A 24122-nucleotide genomic window follows, 5' to 3' on the forward strand; every position below is an offset into this window, starting at 1 on the left:
CACAACCCGGGTCGCTTATAATAGTGAAAAAGGAAATTGTTTTCATTGATTGCGAGGAGGGTTATCCATGAAGTTTTTTCATACTGCCGACTGGCACCTCGGGAAAATTGTCCAGGGCGTCCATATGACGGATGACCAGCGTTTCGTGCTGGAGCAGTTCGTCGAGGCGGCCAGGCAAGAACGTCCGGACGCCATTGTGATCGCCGGCGATCTGTACGACCGGGCTGTTCCGCCGACTGATGCAGTCAGGCTGTTGGACGACGTGCTGTCTGAAATCGTCCTCGGGCTCGGCATCCCCGTCATCGCGGTGGCGGGAAACCACGACAGTCCGAACCGTCTCCACTTCGGCAGCGGGTTCATGAGGCAGAAAGGGTATTTCATCACAGGACTGCTGGAGCGGGGCGGTCAGCCGGTCATCCTGTCCGATGCAGACGGAGAAGTCCACTTTCACTGCATCCCGTTTGCCGACCCGTCGATCGCCCGGGGCGTCTATGAAAAAGAGGACGTCACGGGCCATGACGCCGCGATGGGCTGCATCGTGGAAGACATTTCCAATTCGATGGACAGCCGGGCCCGCCACGTGTTCGTCGGCCATGCTTTTGTGACCCCGGGGGCAGAACCGGAAGAAAACACGAGCACTTCCGAACGGCCGCTGTCTGTCGGAGGCGCCGAATATGTGGATGCCGGAAGGTTCGCCCCATTTCATTACACCGCGCTCGGCCATCTTCATCGCGCCCACTCGGTGGGAAGCGGGACCGTCCGATATTCCGGTTCTCCTCTGAAGTACTCGATTTCCGAAGAATCTCACCAGAAGGGCTTCCTTTCGGTTGAGCTGGACGGCGACGGAGAAGTGAAGGTGGAGCACCGGACTCTGACGCCGCGACGGGACATGCGGACAGTGGAAGGGACGCTGGCCCAACTGCTGGAAATGCCCCCTTCCGAAGACTATGTGTTCGTGCGGCTCCTGGACCGTGCACCCGTGCTTTATCCGATGGAACGGATCCGCACCGTCTTCCCGAATGCCCTGCACATCGAACGCGTCATGCCGATCCACCGCGAAAGTGCCGTACGCTCCAAAGGCAGCCTCACGGAGATGGATGATCTGACCATGTTCCGCGCTTTCTTTGAAGAAGTCGAAGGTGGCACGCCGGATGCAGAGTCGGAGGAACTGTTCCGCGAGATGCTTGATGACCTGCTTCAGACGGAGCGGGAGAGCGGAAAGGAGACGGTCGGAAAGTGAAGCCGATACAACTTAAAATGACCGCATTCGGTCCGTACAAAGACTGTGAGACGATCGATTTCCGGGAGCTCGGCGGGCGGGGGCTGTTCGCCATTTCCGGTTCGACGGGATCGGGGAAAACCACCATTTTCGATGCGATCTGTTTTGCGCTGTACGGAAAGGCGAGCGGGGAGGAGCGCGACGACAAAAGCCTTCGCTCGGATTTTGCGGACGACGCGGTACATACTGAAGTGGAGCTTCTGTTTGAGGCGGCTGGAAGTGAATACAGGATCATGCGCCGGATGGCTCACGTAAAGGCCGGCAACAAAGGCGCAACCGGCGACAGGATCGAGCTGTTCCGGATCGCCGAAGGCAAAGAAGAACCGGTCACCGACCGCCAGATGACGACGGAAGTGAATGCGAAAGTCGCTGAGCTGATCGGTTTCACGCACGACCAGTTCAGCCAGATTGTCATGCTGCCGCAGGGAGAATTCCGGAAACTGCTCACCTCCGACACGGACAATAAAGAGAAAATCTTCCGGAAGATTTTCCGGACAAAAAAGTACAAAGACATGGAGGCCGTGCTGAAAGAAAAACGGGACCGAGTCCAATCAGAGTGGCAGGAAGCCGCAAACCGGATTTCCTGGCAGGCGAAGCATCTGCGGGATACGCTGCCCGGACTCACCGGGGAACTGAGCGCACAGCTGTCGGCCGAGCATCCGAACCCGTCTGTCATCATCGGCGAACTGCTCTCGGAACAGGAACGGATGAACAACGATCATTCAATGCTGGCCGGACAGACAATGAAATTGAAAGACCGGCTGCAGTTGCTCAGCGGCCGGCTGTCCGTGGCAAAGGAGACAGAGTCCCGGTTTGAAGAAAGGGCGGTCAAAGCGGAAGAACTGAGAAGGCTCGAGGATCTTCTTCCCGAGATCGCTTCGCTGAAGACCCGGGTGGCGGACGCAGGAATCGCCGCCAGGATTCTGCCGCTTGAAGAGAAGCTGTCAGACTGCAGGCGCGAGCTGCACACCGCCGAAAAGCGGAGCGAAATGTCCGGGCAGGAACTGCGAACCGCCAAGGAAGCGGAACAGCAGGCGCTGGCTGTTTTGGAAGAAGCGTCGTCAGGTGACGCCGAAGCGGAAAAATGGAAGCGGGAAGCGGACCGTCTGGATGAAATCCGGCCGCTGATCGGCCGTTGCCATGATGAGAAACAGGCATTGGCCGGCATCCGGTCCGAACAGGATACGCTGAAAAAAGAGATGGCCGTCGCCAAAGACGAACGGAAGAAGTTGCTGGACGAAGGAGAATCGGTGCGCGAAACGCTGCGCGGGCTGGAGCAGGAACTGGAGGGCGTGGAGGATCTGTACGGCCGCCTGAATGCGCTTGAACGCGATCTGGATCTGCTGGTCCGTTTTAAAGAGGCGTCGGAAAAAGCGGAAACGGCTGCCGCCAGGTCTGAAGCCGCTTCCCGGCTTTCGAAAGAAGCGGAAGACCGTCTCGATCAGGTCCGGCTCGAACGCCGTGAACAGCTCGCGTCCGAACTGGCGGGCCATCTGCATGACGGGATGCCGTGCCCGGTCTGCGGAAGCGCGGTGCATCCGGCTCTTGCAGATCATCAGGAGAGCGGGGCGGATGAAGGACAGCTTCGGGAAACAGAGTCGGCGTGGCGGAAAGCCCATGCAGTTTCGGTGGAAGCCACCGGATCTTTCCGCATGCTCCTCGAACAGCAGGAAGACCTCTCCGGGCAGCTGACGGACAGGGGCATGAATGCTAACGAAGCCGGACATCTGACGGAAAACAGGCGCTCCGCCGTGAATCGCTGCAAAGAAGAAATCGCCGCAGCGGTCAAACAAAGAGATATGCGGACTAAAATCAGAAGCCGTTTGGAAACCATTGAGCGGAAGACGGAAGAGGCCGCGCATCGTCTGGAGAATTTGGATTCCCGATTTCGGCAGCTTGCAATGCGTGCTGCCGAATACGAAGGTTCCATTCGGGCAATGGAAGCATCCATTCCTGCAGAACTGCAGGATCCCGGCTCACTCGATGAACGGCTTGCGTCCTTAAAACAGGCGTTGGAAAAGCAGGCCCGGATGAAGGCGGCCGCCGAACAAGCTGCGGCAGAAGCAGCCGACCGCAGAAAACGTGCCGAGCAGAATCTTTCTTTCTCGGCTGAACAGCGCGAAAAAGAAAGGCAGCGCACCCTGGAAGCCGAAGAAGCGTTCAGGCAGGCGGTCAGCCAGTCGAAATTCACCGGCGAGGAGGCATACCGTGCGGCCATCTTGCCCGAGAGCAGGATCATGGAGATGGAACAAGCAATCGGTTCATACGAACGGGCGGTACATGCCGTCCGCGTCCGCCTGCAGGAATTGGAGACTTCTCTTGAAGGGGCCGAGCGGCCGGATCTTGATAAGCTTTCGGCCGAGGAAGCGGAATGCCGCATTGAACACGAAGAGGCCCAAGAACAGCTGATCCGCTCAAAGACTTTGATTGAAAATGTTTCCAGAGGCATCGCCGACATGCGCGAAGCGGCGGGAGATGCGGAAGACCTGGAGCGCAAACGCGGAAAAGTCTCCGCACTCTACGATCTTCTCCGAGGGCAGAATGCCGACAAGCTATCCTTTGAACGCTACTTGCAGATCGAGTACCTGGAACGGATCCTTGTTGCGGCGAACGAAAGGCTGAAGGATCTGTCGAACGGCCAATTTGAACTGATGAGAAGCGACCGCCAGGAGTCCAGGGGGAAACAGAGCGGACTCGGCATTGACGTCTACGACGCATACACCGGTCAGGCGCGCGACGTCAAGACGCTGTCCGGCGGTGAGAAGTTCAATGCGTCGCTTTCGCTGGCGCTCGGCATGGCCGATGTCATCCAGGGATTCGGCGGCAATGTCCGGGTGGATACGATGTTCATCGACGAAGGCTTCGGCTCCCTTGATCCGGAATCTCTCCAAAAAGCGGTGGATGCCCTGATCGGACTCCAGCAGACCGGCAGGATGGTCGGCGTCATTTCCCATGTGGGCGAGCTGAAGGCCGCCATGCCGGCGGTGCTGGAAGTGTCCAAGTCAAAAGCCGGGCACAGTTCCACCCGCTTCATCTTGAAGTGAACATGAAAAGAGACAGTACGGAGAAGAATCAGCTCCGTACTGTCTCTTTTTTTGTCGGAAGGCGAACGACATCCCATGGGATTGCCTTGCTTCCTCAATGGAACAGCCCGGTCTCCCGGGACTTTTTCAGCAGCTTGTTCATGCTGTTCGTCAGCCGTGCCTTGAAGAAAGTGCCGATGAGGATGAAGACGATCGCCACTCCGAGCAGGACCGCCACGTCGCGCACCACATTGGACTGCACGGCACCGCCGGTCATTTCCCTCATCAGGTCGATTGCGTATGTGAACGGCAGGAACGGACTGAGCGCCCGGAAAAAGTCCGGCAGCAGGACGACGGGATACGTGCCGCCGGACCCCGCTATCTGCAGGACGAGCAAGACGATGGCCATCGCCTTGCCGACGTCGCCGAACACCGACACGAGCGTATAAACAATCGACATGAAGACGAGGGAGATGAACAGGGCGGATAAAATGAATCCGAGCGGTTCGGCCGCTTTGACGCCGAGGATGAGCAGGTCGCCGGTCGTCACGATGATGGTCTGCAGCAGCCCGATCACTGAAAATGTGAGGAGGCGTCCGAAATAGACGGTCCGCGGATGGAAGAGTTCTTCCTGGTGGACTTCCGTCGACAGCAGGGAAATCAGCAGCAGGCACCCGACCCATAGGGAGAGGACCGTATAAAACGGCGTCATCCCGGTTCCGTAATTTTTGATCGGGAACATTTTGTTTTCATGAAGGACGATCGGCTGCTCAAAGAAGTCTTTTTCCGTAGACGGATTGTTCAGCAGCAGGTCGACGATGTCGTTGATGTCCGTTTCGCCCTGCAACTGACGGATCCGGTCCGCCAGTTCCGTCACTTTCGAATACACATACGGATACTGATTGAGCACATCCTGGATCACCGTTTCCCCTTTGGCCAGATCACCGGCCGTGCTGTTCAGAACCTTCTCCGCCTCCGGAAGGGTGTTTTGAATTTCGGTCAGCATGTTCTTCGCTTCGGCCAGTGTCTTTTTGGCGCCGGCGATTTCCCGGTCGACCGTCGGCTTGATCGTATCATGGTATTCCTTCGAATAGCTGTCGATGCTGACAGAAACGTTTTGGGTGATCTTCTGGGTGTCGCTGATCCATCCTTTTGCCTGTTCTGCGTAGCCGGTGGCCGCTTCGTCGACCGCACGCGCATTCATCTGGGCTTCCTGGAGCAGCGCCTGAAGATTGCCGGTCGACTCGATGGCCTGATCAATCAGGTTTCTCCGCTCGGGCAGAGTCACATCCGGCTTGATATCCGGAAGATCGACGTCCGGCGCAATCGGCGGGGCTGTCGCATCGCCGTCCTCCGGCTTCACCGGGAGATCCGGCACAGGAGTATTGCCGGGAGAAACGGGATCCGGAGCCGCGGCGGCCAGTTCTTTCAGATTCTTCAGTTGATCCTGGATATTGCCGACAGAAGTGATGGCACGAGTCATCCGGTCGTCCATCCGTTTTTTTGCATCATCCAGCTGAGTTGTATCCAATTCGGCATTTTGGATTTTTGTCAGCATGTCATTGATCTCCTTGGACACCCGGGAAGCCGTCGCCAGGTCTTTGTCGATCTGGGGAGCGATGGCGGCGAGCTGCTTTTCGGCGGAGTCCAGGTAGCCGAGTGTCCGGTTGATCGTTCCGAGACCTTCCGACGTGAGCCGATTCGCCTCCGGCATGGCGGCTTGTGCCTTGCTGATCATGGCATCGGCATTTTCCGCATCTTTGTTAGCAGACTCAAGGAGATCATGCATACCGGGCAATTCTTTTTCGGCCGTAAACACATACTGCTCGAACTTTTCGATATCCGGGAGGTCTTTTTCGATCTCCAGGCCGATCTGGTTGAACATGTCGAAAATCACGTTGTTCACGGTTGCGGTGAACTCGCTGCTCAATGTTTCCACCACTGACGTGGCGCCTTTTTCCGTAATCTTCGGAGCGATCGAGTTGATCTTTTCATTTACGTAGTATTCCATTTCGGCTTTTTGGGGTTCTCCCGTCACAACAGTCGCGAGCTTTTCCGAAAAATCGTCCGGCACGACGATGGCCGCGAAATACTCGCCTTTCTCCACGCGGTCCATGGCATCGTCCCGGCCTGTAAACTTCCAGTCAATGCTGTGATTCTCTTTTAAAGAATCAACGAGCTGACGGCCGACATCAATATGTTCATCCCTCACGTCGGCTCCCCGGTCCTCATTGACGACGGCGACCGGAAGCCGGTCGGTCCGGCCGTAAGGATCCCATGAAGCAAAAATATTAAACCATGCATAAAGCGAAGGCAGGAAAATCAGCCCGCCGATCAAAACAGCCGCCACCCAGTTGGTGCCGATGTTCCGGAAATCCGTTTTTGCAATCTTGAACGCGTTGCGCATTGGCATCCCTTCTCCTCTGTCTGAAATCGTCACTTCATTATATCGTACCCCTGCCGGTTGCTTAAAAACCGCAATCATCGACGAGGATTGCGATGCAGGAGCGGCTGATCCGGCGAAAATAAAGGAAAACGTGCCGGCTGTCTCGAAAGACGTTGTAGAACGGGGGAGAAGCTGATGAAAAGAGGTTCAATGGCAACATTTGCTGATCAAGAACAACAGGCACAAAACATACCCGGCATGGCGGTCGCGCTTTTGCGGGAAGGGGAACAAGCGGAATACGGCTGCGGCCGTCTGGAGCCGGGAGGGCAGCCGGTGACGGCAGACACGGTGTTCGGCACTGCTTCGGTGACCAAGTCATTCACCGCACTGGCGATCATGATCCTGCAGGCGGAAGGGAAGCTTTCCGCCGGGGACCGGATCGTCAGCCACCTCCCGGAACTGAAAGATGTGCCGGGAATCGGCCTCGCGCAAATCCGGCATCTTTTGTCGCATACCGCCGGCGTGCCGCCGCTCGCACGGAAGGAAGAACTGGACCGGTTCGAAGATCACTTTGACTATTTGAACAGGACGGAGATCGAGCCGCTCGGCCGCCCGGGGGAGAAGCTCAGCTACAGCAACGATTCGTTTCTCCTGCTCGGCGCCATCATCGGCCGTGCCTCCGGGATGGATTACCGGGAGTTCATCCGGGAGCGGATCCTCCTGCCCGCCGGCATGAAACGGACATCATTTGACCCGCCGGCGCAGGGGGCGTCCGGAAACGTTGCGGTTCAATTTGTTGAGGAGAATGAGCGGATGAAGGCGGTGGACTGGCCCGCACTCGGCAATTACGCAGTCGGCGGCGGCATCCGTTCTACGGTGAGGGACCTGATGAACTACTTGAAGCTTTACATAGACGGGGAATACCGCGAGAAGGTGCTCGGCGTGCGGGTGGAAGCGGAGGAGATGTGGAAAGACCCGCACCCGGTGAACCGGCATTCGGGATACGGTTTCGGGTTGTCCGTTTCGCCGGACTTCCATGGCCGGCTGATTGTTCATCACGGAGGCAGCCAGCCGGGTGTCTCCTCGGCGATCGGATTCCTTCCGGAAGAAAAGATCGCCGCAGCCGTGCTGACGAACCGGTCCGACTGTTCCGCGGACACGGTCCTCCACGGTCTGCTGAACATCGGGCTCGGCCTGGACCCGGCGGATGAAGCGTTCACCGAGCCGGAGCACGAGATGGACGGGAAAGAGTTGTCCGCATTCGAAGGCATTTACCGGAATGACGAAAACCCCGAAGGCTTTGAAATTCGAATCGGCGGTACGGGTCCTGAAATGATCGTCGGTAATGTGTCGGACCGTCTGAGGGCAAGCGGGCCGAAAACGCTCGTGAATATCCGAACCAACAAGACGATTGAATTCGAGTTCGGCGAAGACGGGAAAACAACCGCGTTCAGCGGGATGAGGATTTACTGGAAGGACGCGGGGAAGCAATGACGGGATGATAAAAAAGGAGCAGCCCGTCAAACTGGGTTGCTCCTTTTTCCATGCTGTTAAGGCTCCGGAACCGGGTCATAGCGTGAGGGATCCGGGACGAAGTAGAGGATAACCCCGCCGATGATGAACAGGATCACGAGGCTGAACACGCCGAAGTTCGTATTCCCCGTCAGCTGTGCCGTCACGCCGAGGAGGAGAGGACCCATGATCGAGGCGAACTTTCCGAAAATGTTATAGAAGCCGAAGAATTCGTTGGAGTTCTCTTTCGGGACCAGACGTCCGAAGTAAGACCGGCTGAGCGCCTGGATTCCGCCTTGGGAAGTTCCGACGAGCATCGCGAGGATCCAGAAGTCCAGGACACTGTCCATGAAATACGCGTAGATGCAGACGCCGGTGTAGACGGCGATCCCGACATACAGGATCTGCTTTGTCCCGAACCGGTCGGCGAGACGGCCGTACAGGAACGCGAACGGCGCAGCGATCACCTGCGTCATGAAGAGGATCAGCAGCAGGCTCGTCGAACTGATGCCGAGGTCCGTTCCATAAGCGGTCGACATGGAGATGATCGTCCCGACGCCGTCGATGTAGAAGAAGTAGGCAAGCAGGAACAGGAACAGTCCCCGGTATTTCCTGATTTCCCTGAACGTGCCCGCGAGCCGCCTGAATGAATTGAGGACCGGGCGCGGCTCCGGATCGATGAAGTAGCGCTGCTTCACATGCTTGAACATCGGAATCGAGAAGACGATCCACCAGACGGCCGTGATGAGGAATGCGGTCCGGCTGGCGTTGGTCATCGACAGCGGGATCTTGTCGAATTGGGCAAGCATAATGATGGCGATGGAAAGGATGAACGGGATGCAGCTTCCGATGTAGCCGATGCCGTAGCCGAATGAGGACACGCGGTTCATCCGTTCGGATTCGGAAACATCGGTCAGGAACGAATCATAAAACACATTCGCGCCCGTCGATCCGAGGGCGGCGAACGTATAGACGATGAGCAGCAGCAGCCAGTTGTCCGCAGGCACGAAAGCCAGCAACGCCGTCGAGCCTGCGCCGAGGACGAAGAAGAACGTGAAGAACTTTTTCTTCATTCCTTTATAATCGGCGATCGTGCCGAGGATCGGTCCGAGCATGGCGAGGATGAACGTGAAAATGGAAATGGTGTACCCGAGATAAGCCGTCGAATCGGACCCGCTGATTCCCGCGTCGGTCGCCGCAGCCTTGTAGAACAGCGGAAAGACGGCGGTCGTGATGATGATGGAATAAGCCGAGTTGGCCCAGTCGTACATGGCCCAGCTTTTCTCTTCTGTTGTCAGCCGGAGTTTCAACCCAATCCCCCCTTTGGATGGTGGTCGTTTTGTTCATTGTATCAATTGCACGCTTTAAAGAGGAGAAGTTTCAGAAATTAAAATGACCCGGGCGGTTCGGCCTGTTCCGCTTTGATTCAGCCGGATGGAATGGATCGCTTCTTTCTTGTATGATGGAAGGTGACATATCGGATTGGAAGTGGGGACATGAGCCAACTCATCGTATCGGACCTGACAAAAACCGTCGGGGATAAAACACTGTTCAAAACTATCAGCTTCACCATCACGCAGGGCGACCGGATCGGATTGATCGGCGTGAACGGGACCGGCAAGTCAACTTTGCTGTCGATCATCGCAGGCGATTTGTATGCGGACCAGGGGACGTTTGACCATCCGAATGATTACCGGATTGTCCATCTGCCGCAAGATCCCGAGCTGGATCCTGAACAGACCGTTCTGCAGACGGTGTTCGCCGGCGATTCACCGCTCATCCGGCTGAACCGGGAGTATGAGGTGGCACTCAATGCATTGTCCTCAGATCCCGATTCCACCGTCGCACAGGAGCGGTTCGCCGTGCTGCAAAACCGGATGGACTCGGAGGGCGGCTGGGATCTCAATGCCCGGGCGAAGATGATTTTATCGAAGCTTGGCCTGCCGGACGCAGATGCGAAGACAGGCACGCTGTCGGGCGGGCAGAGAAAACGCGCGGCGCTTGCACACGTGTTGCTCGAACCGGCGGATCTTCTTCTGCTCGATGAACCGACCAACCATCTGGACGTCCGTTCGATCGAGTGGCTGCAGGATTATCTCAAGCAGCTTGGCAGCAGCCTGATTTTCATCACGCATGACCGTTATTTTCTGGATGCGGTATCCACACACATCTATGAACTGGCGGACCGGACGCTCTACAGTCACCGGGGCACCTACTCGGACTTTCTTGAGGCGAAGGCGCTCCGTCTTGAACAGGCGGCTGCGACACGGGAGAAAGACCGCAACCGCTACCGCAATGAACTCAAGTGGATCCGCAGGGGCGCCAAAGCCCGCTCAACAAAGCAGAAGGCGCGGATCGGCCGTTTTGAAGAGCTTTCCGACAAAGTGAAAACCGAGCAGGAGCAGGATCCGCTCGACCTGGCGCTCATGACAACCCGGCTCGGCAAGAAAGTTCTGGAAGGCGACCATGTGACGAAGCGGTACGGGGAACGGGCCATCATCGATGATTTCTCTTTCCTCCTGCAGGGCGGTGACCGGGTCGCGGTCATCGGGCCGAACGGAGCCGGGAAGTCAACGCTCGTCAATCTTCTCGCCGGCAGTGTCGATCCGGACGGCGGAGAGATTTTGAAGGGCGAGACTGTCCGGATCGCCCATTTCACGCAGCACCTGCCGCAAATGAATGAGGGACAGCGGATCATCGAGTATGTGACCGAGGCTTCAAACGACATCGCCAGACAAGACGGCGCCCGTTATTCTGCCGTTCAGATGCTGGAGCAGTTCCTGTTTCCGTCGAACGTCCACGGCACGCTCATCGGCAAGCTGTCCGGCGGCGAGCGGAAGCGGCTTTATTTGCTGAGATTGCTGATCGAACAGCCGAATGTCCTGTTGCTTGACGAGCCGACGAACGACCTGGACCTGGAAACGCTGTCCGTGCTCGAGTCATTCATCGACACATTCCCGGGCGTCGTGGTCACCATCTCGCACGACCGCTTCTTCCTTGACAGGACTTCAAGGAAGCTCTGGATTCTGGACGGATCGGGGCTGGTGAAACAGGAGCTCGGAATTTATTCGGATTATCTTGAAAAGGCGGGTGCGGAACCTGTCGCTGCAAGTGCAAAAACGGACAAGACGAAGGAAACGGAAGTTGAAAAGCCGAAGAAGAAAAAGATGACGCTCGGCGAAAAAAAGGAATGGGAAGAAATACCCGGCAGGATCGAATCGGTCGAGCAGGCGATCATGGCTGCCGAGGAAGAACTGTCGGGAGCCGGCGCGGACTACGGAAAGGTGAGCGAAATCTCGGGCAGGCTCGACGAATTGAACGCCGAGTACGAAGCGCTCATCGAACGGTGGTCGCATCTTGAGGAACTGGCCGGTTCCCTATGAAAGATCGGGAGGGAATGCTGAAATGAAGATCGTCAATATTGAACCGACGCCGAGCCCGAACTCGATGAAGATCGTTCTCGACCGGGAATTGCCGTTCGGCAAGGCGCACAATTACAAAAAAGAAGAACTGGACGGGGCACCTGACTTTATCCGACAGCTGTTTGAGATAGAAGGCGTGAAGGGGATTTATCATGTCATGGATTTCCTCGCCATTGAGCGGAACGGCCGGTTTGACTGGGAGCCGATCCTGGCCTCTGTCCGTGCGGTGTTCGGCGAGGACACCGGCGAAAGCGGCGAAGCATCCGAAGCGGATGATCACTTTGGCGAAGTGTACGTGCATGTGCAGGAGTTCAAGGGCGTGCCGCTGCAGGTGAAAGTGTTTGACGACGCAGGCGAAGAGCGGTTCGGCCTTAGCAAGCGGTTTATCGATGCGATGAACGCCGTCATGCAGGAAGACGAGGAAAATTACATTCTCCAGCGGAAATGGGCCGATTACGGCATCCGCTACGGGGACAAGAAAGTAATCGGGGAAGAGGTCGTGAAGGAGATCGAAGCGGCTTATCTCCAGGAAAGACTGGACGCCATCGTCGAACGGGGCAATGAGACGAAGGAAGCACCGGTGCTCGGACGCCGTGCGGTCTCGCTTGATGAATACAAATCGGCGGACACGTGGGAAGAGCGGTTCCGCCTGCTCGACCAGATGCCGGATCCGACAATGGACGATGTCCCGCTCCTCATGGAAGCGCTGGCCGACGAAAAGATGTCGGTCCGCCGCCTTGCGGTTGTTTATCTCGGCATGATCGAGGATCCGGCGGTCGTCCCGTACATCGGCCGGGCGATGGAAGACAAGAGTGCACCGGTCCGGCGTACGGCCGCGGACGCGATGAGCGATCTCGGCTTCCCGGAATTCGAAGCACTCGCCATACGGGCGCTGACGGACAAAAGCAAAATTGTCCGCTGGCGGGGCGCCATGTACTTGTACGAATCGGGAACGGAAAACGCTTTGCCGGCACTCCGCGAAGCGGAGAACGATCCGGAATTCGAAGTGAAGCTGCAGGCGAAAATGGCGGCGGCGCGCATCGAAGGCGGAGAAGAAGCGAAAGGGTCGATCTGGAAGCAGATGACCGAACTGAGAACAGGGGCGAAAGGGGAATGAATGATGGAAGCATATGAAGCGTATATGAAACAGATGGCCGAGCCGATGAGACGGGAACTGACCGAAAACGGCTTCCGCGAACTCACGACCGCAGAAGAAGTGGACAAGTTCATGGATTCGGCCGAGGGTGTCTCGCTCGTCGTCATTAACTCCGTATGCGGATGTGCCGCGGGCCTCGCACGCCCGGCGGTCATCGGAGCGGTGGAGGAGCTGGATAAAAAGCCCGCCCACCTCGTCACGGTATTCGCGGGACAGGACCGGGAAGCGACGGAGCAAATGCGCGGACATTTTGAAGAAGTGCCGCCGAGCTCACCGTCGATTGCCATCCTTGAAGGAAACGAACTGAAATATTTCATCCCGCGCGAACAGATCGAAGACCATGACCTTGAACAGGTGCAGGAACACCTTGCCGGCGCTCTCCGCCAGATGATCGGGTGAACCGGCCGCTCGTCACGACGGGCCAGCATCCCGATGAACGGAGCGAAGAACTCGCACGCCGGGTGGCCGGTGAGCTCGGCAGTGAGTTCGTTCCGCGGAAAAAGAGGTCCGTCCGAAAACTCATGAATGAATACGGCTGTCCGGTCGTCGTGGCCGGCAAGGATCGCTATGAATACCATACAGATCCCGATGTGCAGCCGCTGTTCTTTCATCCCGGCCTGGCCGCCATCCGGATCAAGCGGCTTCGGGACGGCGGAAGGGACGTCATGGCGGACACTTGCGGGCTCCGGCCCGGGGATTCCTTCCTCGACTGCACGCTTGGACTCGGCACCGATTCGACCGTTGCGTCATTCATCGTCGGAGCGGAAGGAAGGGTGACTGGCTGTGAGGCCGACCCGGTCGTCGCCTACATCGTGTCTCAAGGGCTGGAAGGGTACACGGATTCCGAGCCGGAGGTGCTGGAAGCGATGAGGCGGATTGAGGTGCGCTCGGAAGAAGCGGGGGAATACCTCGCCGGCTGCCCGGACAACAGCCGGGACATTGTCTACCTTGATCCCATGTTTGAAGAAGCCATCGAAGAATCGGCCGCCTTCGCACCGCTCCGCTCCGCCGGTGTCCACGGCCTCCCCGGAGACCGCCTGTTTGAAGAAGCCCGGCGAGTCGCGCGGCGGAGAGTGGTCATCAAGGCCCACTTCAAATCTGCGCTCTTCGACCGGTATGGCTTCCGGCAAATCGAACGCCCGAACACGAAGTTTCATTATGGAGTGCTGGAGGTTTAAGGAAGTGCGGGGGCGGGAGGATGTCTGGGACGTGAGCGAATGTCGGGAAACGACAGGTGAATGTCGGGATTACGCCGTTGAATGTCGTAATTATGTCGCTGAATGTCCGGAAAGCATCCTCCGATCGGCCGAATCATATTAAAACCACAAAAAACCGCCCTCACATAAGTGTCGGCGGTTTTCTGTACGTTCAAAAGAGAGCAAAAACCCCCTGAACCTATCAGGTCCAGGAGGCCGGCTATGTAAGGTTCAGCCGATCAGTGCGTGAAGTTAAAGTAGCTCAGGTATGCAATAAGGGCAAGGAAGCCGATGCCAATCCAAGTGCTTGCGTCCAACTTAATAACCTCCTTTTAAATAAACGAAGGGACTTTATGATGATTTCATTTACACATGAACTATTGTACAATGAATGCAGGAATAAAGAAACCTCTGACTTATCTCTTCCCGGAATTAACACGAATCTGACTGAACGGGTGATTTAAGATGAAGAAATGGATCCAGAAATCGCTGATGGTCGGAGTGGCGCTCCTGACGCTCGGCTTCATTCCGCCCAGCCATGAAATGTGGGACTCGATCCTTGACGACAAGGGCCACCGGGAAATATCCGGTTCGGCGGTCCATGCCGAGGTGCTCCAGAAGCCGGAGATGCTCGCAGAAGAGCCGTCGTTCACGGACATGGCCAAAGTGGCAGCCAAAGACCAGGCGTTCGAGAAGTTCGGCAACCGGATCGGTCCGGTCATTTCCGATGAATTCGAATCGGTGATCCTGCCGAAAATCGAGGAAGCGATCGACATGACCCTCGTTACGCTCGGTCCGGACGCCGTGCGCGATCTCGCCATCACCGAGCGCCCCGCCGGCGGTTACAGCGAAAAGATTTTCCACATTTTCGACCGCGAAACCGGCAAGGACGTGATCCGGTTCCATGTACGCACCGATAAGCGCCCGCTGGACGGCTACTACTTCAACTTCCACTACCATACGGCGGAGGACGGGTTCAGCCGCCATATCGCGCTCGGGGACATTTACTGGTCGAAAAACACACCGCCGAAATGGCTTTCATGATGACACAGCCGCGAATCCCTCCTTGCAGGGCCGCGGCTGTTTTTTAATTGGATAACCGGCCGTCTACTGATAGAATGAAGGAAATCCCGCGTGCCCAGCCACCGGGCTTTCCAATTAAAAACAGATCATTTTGGCGAGGAAGGGGAAGACTTCCCCGCCTGCTACGGAGGCCGACCGAATGGAACCCTATTTACAGCTTTGCAGAACGATCATGGAGAACGGGACCGATAAGGGCGACCGGACGGGAACGGGGACGAGAAGCACGTTCGGACACCAGATGCGGTTTAACCTGGAAGACGGATTCCCCCTCCTGACGACCAAGAAAACCGCATTCCGGCTGATTGTGTCGGAACTGCTCTGGTTCCTCAAGGGCGATACGAATGTCCGGACGCTCATGCAGGAGAACAACCGGATCTGGGACGAATGGGCTTTTGAAAAGTGGGCGGCAAGCCCCGAGTATGACGGTCCGGACATGACAGACTTCGGCCGGCGTGCAGCGTCGGACCCGGCGTTCAAATGGACGCTCGATGAGGAAATGGAGAAATTCCGCGGACGGATTCTCTCTGACGACGGGTTCGCCCGCAAATACGGGGATCTGGGACCTGTTTATGGCCGGCAATGGCGCTCTTGGCCGGACGGAAAGGGCGGCACGATCGACCAGATCAAGAACGTCATTGACTCCATCCAAAACAATCCGGATTCGCGGCGGCACATCGTGTCAGCGTGGAACCCGGCGGAAGTCGAAGACATGGCGCTCCCGCCTTGCCATACACTGTTCCAGTTTTACGTCGCAAACGGCAAACTCAGCTGCCAGCTTTATCAGAGAAGCGCGGATGTGTTCCTCGGCGTTCCGTTCAATATTGCGTCTTACGCGCTTCTGACACATTTGATCGCACGGGAAACGGGGCTTGAGCCGGGAGAGTTCATCCATACGCTCGGAGACGCCCATATTTATTCCAATCATTTCGACCAGGTGACAGAGCAGTTGACGAGGACTCCGAGACCCCTTCCGGAACTTGTGATTGAAGCACCGGCTAAAAGCATCTTCGACCTTGAAACAGGGGACATCCGGGTTGAAGGATATGATCCTCATCCGAAGATCAAGGCCCCGATCGCGGTTTAAACTGCCCCGGCCGAAAGGAGAAAAAGATGATTTCATTCATTGTGGCACATGATCCCGACCTGGTGATTGGAAAAGACAATCAGCTTCCCTGGCACTTGCCGGGCGATCTCGCTTATTTCAAGAAAATGACGATGGGCAAGGCGATGGTGATGGGCCGGAAAACGTTCGAGTCGATCGGTCGCCCGCTGCCCGGCAGGCTGAACATCGTCGTGACGAGAAATGAAGAATTCAGCGCCGAGGGGGCCGTCGTGGTCCACTCGGTTGAAGAGGCAATCCGAAAAGCGGAGGAATTTGCACCGGAAGTGATGGTGATCGGCGGTGCAGGGCTGTTCGGCTCGATGCTCGGTCAAGCCGACCGCCTCTATGTCACCCTCGTCCACGAACGGTTTGACGGGGACACACATTTCCCGGAATACCGGGATGACTGGTCACTTGTCTCCAAGTCCGAGACCGAGCAGTCCGAAGACGGGACAACCTATGACTACCGGATCTATGAAAGGACGCTGACTCTTTGAACCCGGTCCGCTCGCTCCGGACATTCGCCTATCTGTTCGGCTACTTGCCCCTGACCATTCTGCGCTGTACCAACTCAAAAAACTCAAACCCGAGGAATCCCCCGAAGGCTTTGACCGGCGCGTCTCACTTGAGCCGAAGAAATGGGCGGCCGGCATCCTGAAGCGGACAAAGAGCGAAATCCGCGTGGAACTGCATGCCGAGCTTCCTGAAGGGCCGGTGCTGTTCGTGGCAAACCATGAAGGAAACTTCGACGTTCCCGTGCTCATTTCGGCCTTGCCGAAGCCGTTCGGGTTCATGTCAAAGGCGGAAGTGAAAAAGCTTCCGGTGATCCGCAAGTGGATGGTTGAGATGAACTGCGTGTTTATCGAACGGGCGGATCGCCGCAGTGCGGTCCGGGCGATCCGCGAAATGTCGGACAAGCTGCGGGCAGGCCATTCGATGCTGATCTTTCCAGAAGGAACCCGGAGCAGAGGACACGGACTTGGGGAATTCAAAAGCGGATTTGTCCGGGTGGCGAAAGATGCGGGCGTTCCGGTTGTGCCGGTGGCCATACGCGGGACATCCGCCATCATGGAGCAAAACGGCAACTGGATCCGGCCGGCTACTGTGACGGTTGACATTTTGGGAGCGATCCAGCCAGTATCCATCAAACAGGCCGGTGCGGCCGAAGTTGCGGCAGCTGCAAGAGACCAGATCACCCGGCGGCTGGAACGGCGCTTGAACGAAAACACGGCCGCCTCATAAAAGGACGGCCGTGCATTTATGCATAAAGCAATACGGAAAAATACATTGCGGCACTGCCGCCAAGCACGAACAGATGCCAGATGGCATGGTTATAGGGGATTTTCCTCCAGGCATAAAAGACGGCGCCGACCGTGTAGAGAATGCCGCCGATGACGAGCAGCGTGATGCCGGGTGTGCCGAGCTGGGCATGGAGCGGGCGGATGGCGAAGATGATCAGCCACCCCATGACGATGTAGAAGATGAGCGAGACGGCCTCAAAGCGGTGGATGAAGAACACCTTGAACAGGATGCCGAGAATCGCCAGACCCCAGATTACCCCGAACAGGGTCCAGCCGAGCGTTCCTCCGAGTGACACGAGAAGCAGCGGCGTGTAGGTCCCCGCGATGAGGATATAGATGGATGAGTGGTCCAGAATGGAAAAGAATCGCTTGTATTTTTCGGGCATACTATGAAGCAACGTGGACATGAGATAGAGAATGAGCATGGAAGAGCCGAAAATCGTGAAGGCCGTCACCTGGAGGGCCGACCCGCGCTCACTTCCTTTCAGGATGAGGAAAACGAGCGCCGGGATGCAGAGGACGAATCCGATCCCGTGCGTCACCGCATTCCACCACTCTTCTTTCCGGTTTTTATAATCAAAGGCCAATATCCTTCACCTATCTTTCTTGACTTGTCTCCGGCAGGGTCCTATTCTTCTCTTACCGGCCCGCCGATTCGATTCTCAAGCAACAACGCGATACACTTTAATGAAGCGTAACTCATTATAGCACGATACTAATTTTAACGTGAAACAGGGAAGGGCGATTACATGGCAACAGTGCACATCGTGACCGATTCCACCGCGGACATCGGTGAAGGAATCGCAGCGCAATACGGAATCCATATCGTTCCGCTTTCAATCCATGTCGGGGGGCAATCGTATCTCGACCGGATTGAAATCACTCCTGAGGAGTTCCTGGAAAAGATGAAGGCATCGGATGAGCTTCCAAAGAGCTCCCAGCCGCCTGTCGGTGTTTTCAAAGAATTGTACGACCGGCTGGGAGAAGACGGGAAGCCGGTCCTCTCAATCCATATGACAGGCGGGATGAGCGGGACGGTGGAATCCGCCCGGTCCGCTGCCGAACTGACAAGCTCCAATGTTACCGTCATTGATTCACAGTTCATCAGTTTTGCGCTGACATTCCAGGTGGTGGAAGCCGCCAAGATGTCCCATAACGGAAAGTCGCTCCGCGAAATCCTGGAACGTGTGGAGACCGTACGAAAAAACACGGCTCTCTTCGTGGTTGTCGACACCCTTGAAAATCTAGTGAAAGGCGGACGGATCGGCAAAGGGAAAGCCATGATCGGCTCCCTCCTGAACATCAAGCCGATCGCCGCGCTCAAAGACGGCGTCTACACGCCGGTCGGCAAGGCCAGGAACCACAAGCAGGTCGTGCGGCAGCTGTTTGACCAGTTCAAGGAACATACCCTCGGGAAAACGGTCAGAGGGATCGGCATCTCCCATGCACATGGATTGGCCATGGGCGAGCCGCTGAAGCAGCTGATCGAGGATGCCGGCTACCCGGACACCAAACTCATGTTCACTTCGCCGGTCATCAGCACCCATACCGGTCCGGGGGCCATCGGCTTTATGTACTACTGGGACTAAGTCCGGTCTTGGCGGGGGCCTGCATCCCCGCCGTTTTTAAATTCAAATAGGGGAGCGAGAGAGATGAGAAAGGGGATTGCCACACTGTTCCTTGCCGCCATCCTTCTTGCCGGGTGCGGAGCGGGGGGCCTGCACGGGGACTTCAGCGCGGCACCTCCGCTCGGTTTCGACGACTACGACATACCGAGAACGTTTGTCCCCCGCATCGTGACGCTGGTCGGTCTCGGGGATTCGCTCACGCAGGGAGTGGGCGATGAACGGAAGAAAGGCGGCTATGCCGGCAGGCTGGCGGTGGAAATGGATACATGGAAAGGCGTAAAGGAAGTCAGGATCGAAAACCTGGCGAAAAGGGGCAGGAGAAGCGACCAGCTCGTTGCCCAGCTGAAACGGGATGATGTGCAGGAGGAGATCCAAAAAGCGGATCTGATCACTTTGACGATTGGCGGGAATGATGTCATGAAGGTCGTGAAAAGCAACTTCTTCGACCTGAAGCCGGATCCTTTCCACAAAGAGATCGACCCGTTCACGGAGCGTCTCGCTTCTTCGCTGTTCATGATCCGGCGTGCAAATCCCGATGCGGTGCTCGTCATGGTCGGGCTTTATAATCCGCTGACCGTCGTCACCGATGAAGCAAGCGAGATGGACGGCATCATAGAAGAATGGAACGAAGTGATTGAAGACGCTGCGGCGGCGGACGGGAGAGCCTGCTTTGTGCCCGTCGATGATTTATTTGTGACCAATGAAGATCTGATCTACCATACGGATTTTTTTCATCCGAACGCGAAAGGATACGATCGGATGACGAAGAGAATTGAGGAAACCCTTGCCGATTGCGGTTTGAATGAGCTGTCCGGAGGGGAATTGGAGTTTTGAGGAGATGAAGCCGGTTGAATAAGTGGAAAATCGCCTTCTTCCTGCTTGCGGCGCTGATCGTCACCGGGGTGATTGCGCTGGCCGTGTGGATCAGCCGGCCGGTGCCGTCGGTGGATATCCCGTCGGCCCAGGCTGTGGGGAAGGAAGCGGATCATCTGACGGTGACCGCGACAAAAGAAGACCTGCAGGGCATCGCCAACACTTACATCGCGCAGGCAATCGGCAGCAACCGGATCCCGGTCGACCTCGTCATCGAAGATGATGTGCTGCTCGTTTCGGAGCTGACCGTATTTGCGGTCCAGCTGCCGGTCATCATGCATTTTGATCCGGAAGTGATGGAAGACGGGAACCTCCTGCTGAAACAGAAATCGGTGGAGGTCGGAAATCTGAACATTCCTCCGTCGACTGTGCTGAAACTGCTGGGAGATACGGTGGATCTTCCGGGATGGATGATTGTCCGCCCGAAAGAGGAAGAGCTGTTCATCGATCTGAGCCGCCTTCCGGTTTCGGGAAATGTGAAGGTGAAAGCGAAAAAAGTAGATCTGGCAAACGATGACATCGAGCTGGAGATTCTGATCCCGAGAAAATAGGAGGGATACAAATGGCAGAAGAAAAAGCGACATTCGCCGGCGGCTGTTTCTGGTGCATGGTGAAACCATTTCATAAATATGAGGGCGTGACAGCGGTCGTGTCCGGATACACGGGAGGGCATGTCCCGAATCCGACCTACGCCCAGGTCTGTTCTGACCGGACCGGGCACTACGAAGCCGTTCAAATCACGTTTGACCCCGATGCGATCTCCTTCAGGGAGCTGGTCGATCTGTTCTGGCGCCAGATCGATCCGACCGATGCGGGGGGGCAGTTCTACGACAGAGGATCCTCTTACCGGCCGGCCATCTTTTTCCATTCGGATGAGCAGTGCCGCATCGCCGAAGCGTCCAAGGAGGAACTGGAGAAATCGGGACGGTTCAACGAGGCGGTCGCCGTGGAGATCCTTCCTGCGAAGCCGTTTTATCCGGCGGAAGAAGAACATCAGGACTATTATTTGAAAAACCCGGCACACTACAACCGGTACTTTGAAGGTTCCGGCCGAAAAGCATTTCAGGAAACCTCATGGAAGGAGAAATGAACATGAAACGGGACAAAGAAGAACTCCGTCAGAAACTGACGCCGATGCAGTATAGCGTCACACAGGAAAACGGGACCGAGCCACCGTTCCAAAACGAATATGACGCCCATTACGATGACGGCATCTACGTGGACGTCGTATCGGGGGAACCCCTGTTTTCTTCGACGGACAAATACGACGCGGGCTGCGGCTGGCCGAGCTTTACGAAGCCGATCGAGAAAAAAGAAGTGACCGAGCATTTTGACACGAGCTTTGGCATGAGGCGGACCGAAGTGCGCAGCAAGACGGCCGACTCCCACCTCGGCCATGTGTTCCCGGACGGGCCTCAGGAAGCGGGCGGTCTTCGTTACTGCATCAATTCCGCCGCGCTTCGGTTCGTTCCAAAAGACCGGCTCAATGAGGAAGGATATGGGGAATATGCAGCGCTGTTTGACGAATAAAGCGCCGGAACAGGCGGTGACTTCCTCGTGAGGAGGACCTTTTACCAGTACCTCATGACACACCGCGGCGGGCCGAAAGATGATCCGAGGTCTTCTTTTGCGGATGCGGCGTTTCTTGACCACGAGTTCCCGAAGACGGAAACGGCATTCGACCCGCTCTCGCGCTACTTGGAAGAGCGTGCGGATCCGGAGATGCCGTCGGCACTTTTTGACTCGCTTTGGGAAGAATATACGGAATCAGACTGAGGCAGGCGTTCTTATGGAGCGCCTGCCTCGGCGTTGCGGAAGGCGCGGAAACGCGATATGATGGAAAAGAATTTGTGAAAGCGGGGTTATATCGATGAGTGTACACATTGGTGCGAAAAAAGGCGAAATCGCCGATACGATTCTCTTGCCGGGTGATCCGCTCCGCGCAAAGTATATTGCGGAGACATTCCTTGAAGATGCCACATGCTACAATGAAGTCCGGAATATGTTCGGCTACACGGGCACTTACAAAGGAAAGCGTGTTTCGGTGCAGGGAACCGGGATGGGCGTCCCGTCCATCTCCATTTACATCACCGAACTCATGCAGGAGTATGATGTTCAAAAGCTCATCCGCGTCGGCACATGCGGTGCGATCCAGAAAGACGTGAAAGTCCGCGATGTGATTCTTGCGCAGAGCGCCTCGACCAACTCGAAGATGAACGAAATCATCTTCAAAGGCATCGACTTTGCACCGACCGCCGACTTCGATCTGCTCTTGAAGGCGTACCAGGCAGGAAAAGAAAAAGGGCTTCATCTGCAGGTCGGCAACGTGTTCACGGAAGACCTGTTCTACAGCGACGATTCCGATCACGAAAAATGGGCTTCGTTCGGCGTTCTCGCCGTTGAAATGGAGACGGCCGCCCTTTACACGCTGGCCGCCAAGATGGGTCGCCAGGCACTGTCCGTACTGACGGTGAGCGACCACATCCTGACCGGCGAAGCGACGTCTTCCGAAGAACGCCAGACGACATTCAACGAAATGATCGAAGTCGCACTCGACGCGGCAATTCAGGACTAAGCGCGGCATGACTGCCATCGGGCCGGTGGCGGTCTTTTCTGCCTGCCGGCCCGGCATCCGCCGGGCCACCGGATGAAAGTGGTGAACCAGATGGACGAAAACGAAAAGGACCAGAACACGCAACAACCGCCTGAAAAACAGCCGGATCCCGGAGGCCGGAGATACGTCAAGATCAAGCCGTTCGTGCTTCTCATGATGGCATTCGGCCTCATCCTCGCCACTGCCGGAGTGACCTTTTTTGCGCTGACGGTCGGCGATGACAAGGTCGTCGAAGTGGTGTCGCCGCAGACGGACCGGACGCAGTTCAAAAAACTGTTCGACGCATACGACGCGGTGAAAAAGGACTACTACGAAGACATCACCGACGAAGAACTCGTCAACGGGGCGATCAACGGGATGATCGATTCCCTGAAAGATCCGTACTCGGATTATCTGGATGAGGTGGAGGCGGAACATCTCAACGAAAGCATCTCCTCCAGCTTCGAAGGGATCGGAGCGGAAATCCAAGAGCGCAACAGCCACATCGTGATCGTCTCCCCGATCAAAAACTCGCCGGCTGAAAAAGCCCATCTTCAGCCCGATGACGTCATCCTGGAAGTGGACGGGAAAAGCCTGCAGGGCGTCAGTTCCTCGGAAGCCGTCCTGATGATCCGCGGAGAGAAAGGGACGAGCGTCAAGCTTAAGATCCAGCGGGCCGGCATGGACGAGCCGATTGACGTCACCGTCGTGCGCGACGTGATTCCAATCGAAACGGTTTATGCGGAAATGCTCGATAATCAGGTCGCTCATATCCAAATCTCCAGTTTCTCCGAAAACACGTACAAGGAGCTTCTGGATGCGATCGACGACATGGAAAAAGACGGCATGGAAGGCATGATCGTGGACGTCCGGCAAAACCCGGGCGGTCTTCTGAACAGCGCGATCGATATTTCCAACCTGTTTGTCGAGGAAGGGAAGCCCCTGTTCCAGATCGAAGACAAAGGGAAAAAACCGGAGATCTATTATGCAAAGTCCGGCCGGAAGATCAAAACACCGGTTGTGCTCATGATCGACGGCGGGAGCGCCTCCGCATCCGAAATCCTGACCGGCGCCATGAAGGAATCGGCCGGGATCAAGAGCGTCGGCGAGCACTCCTTCGGCAAAGGGACGGTCCAGACGCCTCGCCAGTTCAAGGACGGTTCGAACTTGAAACTGACCACGTCCAAGTGGCTGACGCCGGACGGCAACTGGATCCACGAAAAAGGCATCGAGCCTGACTTCCCGGTTGACCAGCCAGAATACGCCAAACTGCCGTACATCAATCCTGAAACCTCAATGGAGGAAGGAACCACTTCAATGACCGTCCTGGCAGCGGAGGAAATGCTTGAAGCGGTCGGGTATGATCCCGGCAAAGCGGACGGCATCTTCGACGAACAGACGGAGGAAGCCGTCAAGAGCCTTCAGAAGGATGAAGGCATTGAAGCGGACGGAGTCCTGTCGGGCGACACGACCTACGCTCTCATGGACAAGCTCCGCGAGAAGATCAAAACTGACGACCCGCAGCTGAAAAAAGCCGCAGAACTCGTCCGTGAACAATTGAAATGAAC

General features: G+C 56.5%; 22 protein-coding genes. 19 read left to right on the top strand and 3 right to left on the bottom strand.

Going from position 1 to position 24122, the window contains the following annotated elements; all coding sequences use genetic code 11:
• The first annotated feature begins 67 nt into the window (after positions 1-67).
• Positions 68-1240, top strand: a complete 1173-nt coding sequence (locus ACFFIY_RS10165) for an exonuclease SbcCD subunit D (RefSeq protein ID WP_354195542.1) — start codon at positions 68-70, stop codon at positions 1238-1240.
• Positions 1237-4323, top strand: a complete 3087-nt coding sequence (locus tag ACFFIY_RS10170; RefSeq protein ID WP_354195540.1) for an AAA family ATPase — start codon at positions 1237-1239, stop codon at positions 4321-4323. The genes ACFFIY_RS10165 and ACFFIY_RS10170 overlap by 4 nt, the downstream gene beginning before the upstream one ends.
• Before the next feature lie 94 nt (positions 4324-4417).
• On the opposite strand, the gene ACFFIY_RS10175 is transcribed toward ACFFIY_RS10170, so the two are convergent.
• Positions 4418-6715: a YhgE/Pip domain-containing protein gene (locus ACFFIY_RS10175; protein WP_354195538.1), complete on the bottom strand. Its 2298-nt coding sequence runs from the start codon at positions 6713-6715 to the stop codon at positions 4418-4420.
• Between the two features lie 183 nt (positions 6716-6898).
• On the opposite strand from ACFFIY_RS10175, the gene ACFFIY_RS10180 reads away from it, so the two are divergent.
• Positions 6899-8182, top strand: a complete 1284-nt coding sequence (locus ACFFIY_RS10180) for a serine hydrolase domain-containing protein (RefSeq protein ID WP_354195536.1) — start codon at positions 6899-6901, stop codon at positions 8180-8182.
• Positions 8183-8238: 56 nt separating this feature from the next.
• Here the strand turns inward: ACFFIY_RS10180 and ACFFIY_RS10185 are convergent, their stop codons facing one another.
• Positions 8239-9471 carry an MFS transporter gene (locus ACFFIY_RS10185; RefSeq protein WP_354195598.1) on the bottom strand — a complete coding sequence of 411 codons (1233 nt, stop codon included), beginning with the start codon at positions 9469-9471 and terminating at the stop codon, positions 8239-8241.
• A gap of 225 nt (positions 9472-9696) precedes the next feature.
• Here ACFFIY_RS10185 and ACFFIY_RS10190 point away from each other — a divergent pair, with 225 nt between their 5' ends.
• The 8 genes from ACFFIY_RS10190 to ACFFIY_RS10225 all read left to right on the top strand — a co-directional run bounded on the left by ACFFIY_RS10190 (position 9697) and on the right by ACFFIY_RS10225 (position 17401).
• Complete coding sequence (locus tag ACFFIY_RS10190; RefSeq protein WP_354195534.1) at positions 9697-11583, top strand: ABC-F family ATP-binding cassette domain-containing protein; 1887 nt, start codon at positions 9697-9699, stop codon at positions 11581-11583.
• Between the two features lie 22 nt (positions 11584-11605).
• Positions 11606-12739 (top strand): conserved virulence factor C family protein, encoded by a 1134-nt coding sequence (locus tag ACFFIY_RS10195; RefSeq protein ID WP_354195532.1) that lies wholly within the window; start codon positions 11606-11608, stop codon positions 12737-12739.
• Between the two features lie 3 nt (positions 12740-12742).
• Positions 12743-13177 (top strand): BrxA/BrxB family bacilliredoxin, encoded by a 435-nt coding sequence (locus tag ACFFIY_RS10200; protein ID WP_354195530.1) that lies wholly within the window; start codon positions 12743-12745, stop codon positions 13175-13177.
• Entirely contained in the window at positions 13174-13956 is a 783-nt protein-coding gene (locus ACFFIY_RS10205; protein WP_354195528.1) for a class I SAM-dependent methyltransferase, read from the top strand. Before ACFFIY_RS10200 ends, ACFFIY_RS10205 begins: the two co-directional genes overlap by 4 nt.
• 483 nt (positions 13957-14439) lie before the next feature.
• On the top strand, positions 14440-15018 hold the full coding sequence (locus ACFFIY_RS10210) for a YpjP family protein (RefSeq protein ID WP_354195526.1): 579 nt from the start codon (positions 14440-14442) through the stop codon (positions 15016-15018).
• A 178-nt stretch (positions 15019-15196) separates the two neighbouring features.
• Positions 15197-16141 (top strand): thymidylate synthase, encoded by a 945-nt coding sequence (locus ACFFIY_RS10215; protein ID WP_354195524.1) that lies wholly within the window; start codon positions 15197-15199, stop codon positions 16139-16141.
• Between the two features lie 26 nt (positions 16142-16167).
• Positions 16168-16656 (top strand): dihydrofolate reductase, encoded by a 489-nt coding sequence (locus ACFFIY_RS10220; RefSeq protein ID WP_354195522.1) that lies wholly within the window; start codon positions 16168-16170, stop codon positions 16654-16656.
• Positions 16657-16840: 184 nt separating this feature from the next.
• Complete coding sequence (locus tag ACFFIY_RS10225; protein WP_354195520.1) at positions 16841-17401, top strand: lysophospholipid acyltransferase family protein; 561 nt, start codon at positions 16841-16843, stop codon at positions 17399-17401.
• A 16-nt stretch (positions 17402-17417) separates the two neighbouring features.
• On the opposite strand, the gene trhA is transcribed toward ACFFIY_RS10225, so the two are convergent.
• A complete protein-coding gene (gene trhA, locus ACFFIY_RS10230; RefSeq protein ID WP_354195518.1) occupies positions 17418-18047 on the bottom strand; it encodes a PAQR family membrane homeostasis protein TrhA in 630 nt (209 codons plus the stop codon).
• 162 nt (positions 18048-18209) lie between these two features.
• Here trhA and ACFFIY_RS10235 point away from each other — a divergent pair, with 162 nt between their 5' ends.
• The 8 genes from ACFFIY_RS10235 (at position 18210) to ACFFIY_RS10270 (ending at position 24120) form a co-directional block, all read left to right on the top strand.
• Positions 18210-19049 (top strand): fatty acid kinase binding subunit FakB, encoded by an 840-nt coding sequence (locus tag ACFFIY_RS10235; protein WP_354195516.1) that lies wholly within the window; start codon positions 18210-18212, stop codon positions 19047-19049.
• Between the two features lie 63 nt (positions 19050-19112).
• Positions 19113-19922, top strand: coding sequence for an SGNH/GDSL hydrolase family protein (locus ACFFIY_RS10240; RefSeq protein ID WP_354195514.1), 810 nt, complete (start codon positions 19113-19115; stop codon positions 19920-19922).
• A gap of 14 nt (positions 19923-19936) precedes the next feature.
• Entirely contained in the window at positions 19937-20512 is a 576-nt protein-coding gene (locus ACFFIY_RS10245) for a YpmS family protein (RefSeq protein WP_354195512.1), read from the top strand.
• 11 nt (positions 20513-20523) lie between these two features.
• The gene (msrA, locus tag ACFFIY_RS10250; RefSeq protein WP_354195510.1) at positions 20524-21051 is read left to right on the top strand and encodes a peptide-methionine (S)-S-oxide reductase MsrA; all 528 of its coding nucleotides are present in this window, start codon (positions 20524-20526) and stop codon (positions 21049-21051) included.
• Between the two features lie 2 nt (positions 21052-21053).
• Positions 21054-21491 carry a peptide-methionine (R)-S-oxide reductase MsrB gene (gene msrB / locus ACFFIY_RS10255; protein ID WP_354195508.1) on the top strand — a complete coding sequence of 146 codons (438 nt, stop codon included), beginning with the start codon at positions 21054-21056 and terminating at the stop codon, positions 21489-21491.
• A 27-nt stretch (positions 21492-21518) separates the two neighbouring features.
• Positions 21519-21737, top strand: coding sequence for a YozE family protein (locus ACFFIY_RS10260; RefSeq protein ID WP_354195506.1), 219 nt, complete (start codon positions 21519-21521; stop codon positions 21735-21737).
• A gap of 94 nt (positions 21738-21831) precedes the next feature.
• Positions 21832-22536: a purine-nucleoside phosphorylase gene (deoD, locus tag ACFFIY_RS10265; RefSeq protein WP_354195504.1), complete on the top strand. Its 705-nt coding sequence runs from the start codon at positions 21832-21834 to the stop codon at positions 22534-22536.
• Between the two features lie 90 nt (positions 22537-22626).
• The gene (locus ACFFIY_RS10270; protein WP_354195502.1) at positions 22627-24120 is read left to right on the top strand and encodes a lmo1851 family serine protease; all 1494 of its coding nucleotides are present in this window, start codon (positions 22627-22629) and stop codon (positions 24118-24120) included.
• The last annotated feature ends 2 nt before the right edge of the window (positions 24121-24122 follow it).

Origin of the sequence: Bhargavaea ullalensis, assembly GCF_042432615.1 — a bacterium.
Classification (GTDB): Bacteria; Bacillota; Bacilli; order Bacillales_A; family Planococcaceae; genus Bhargavaea; species Bhargavaea ullalensis.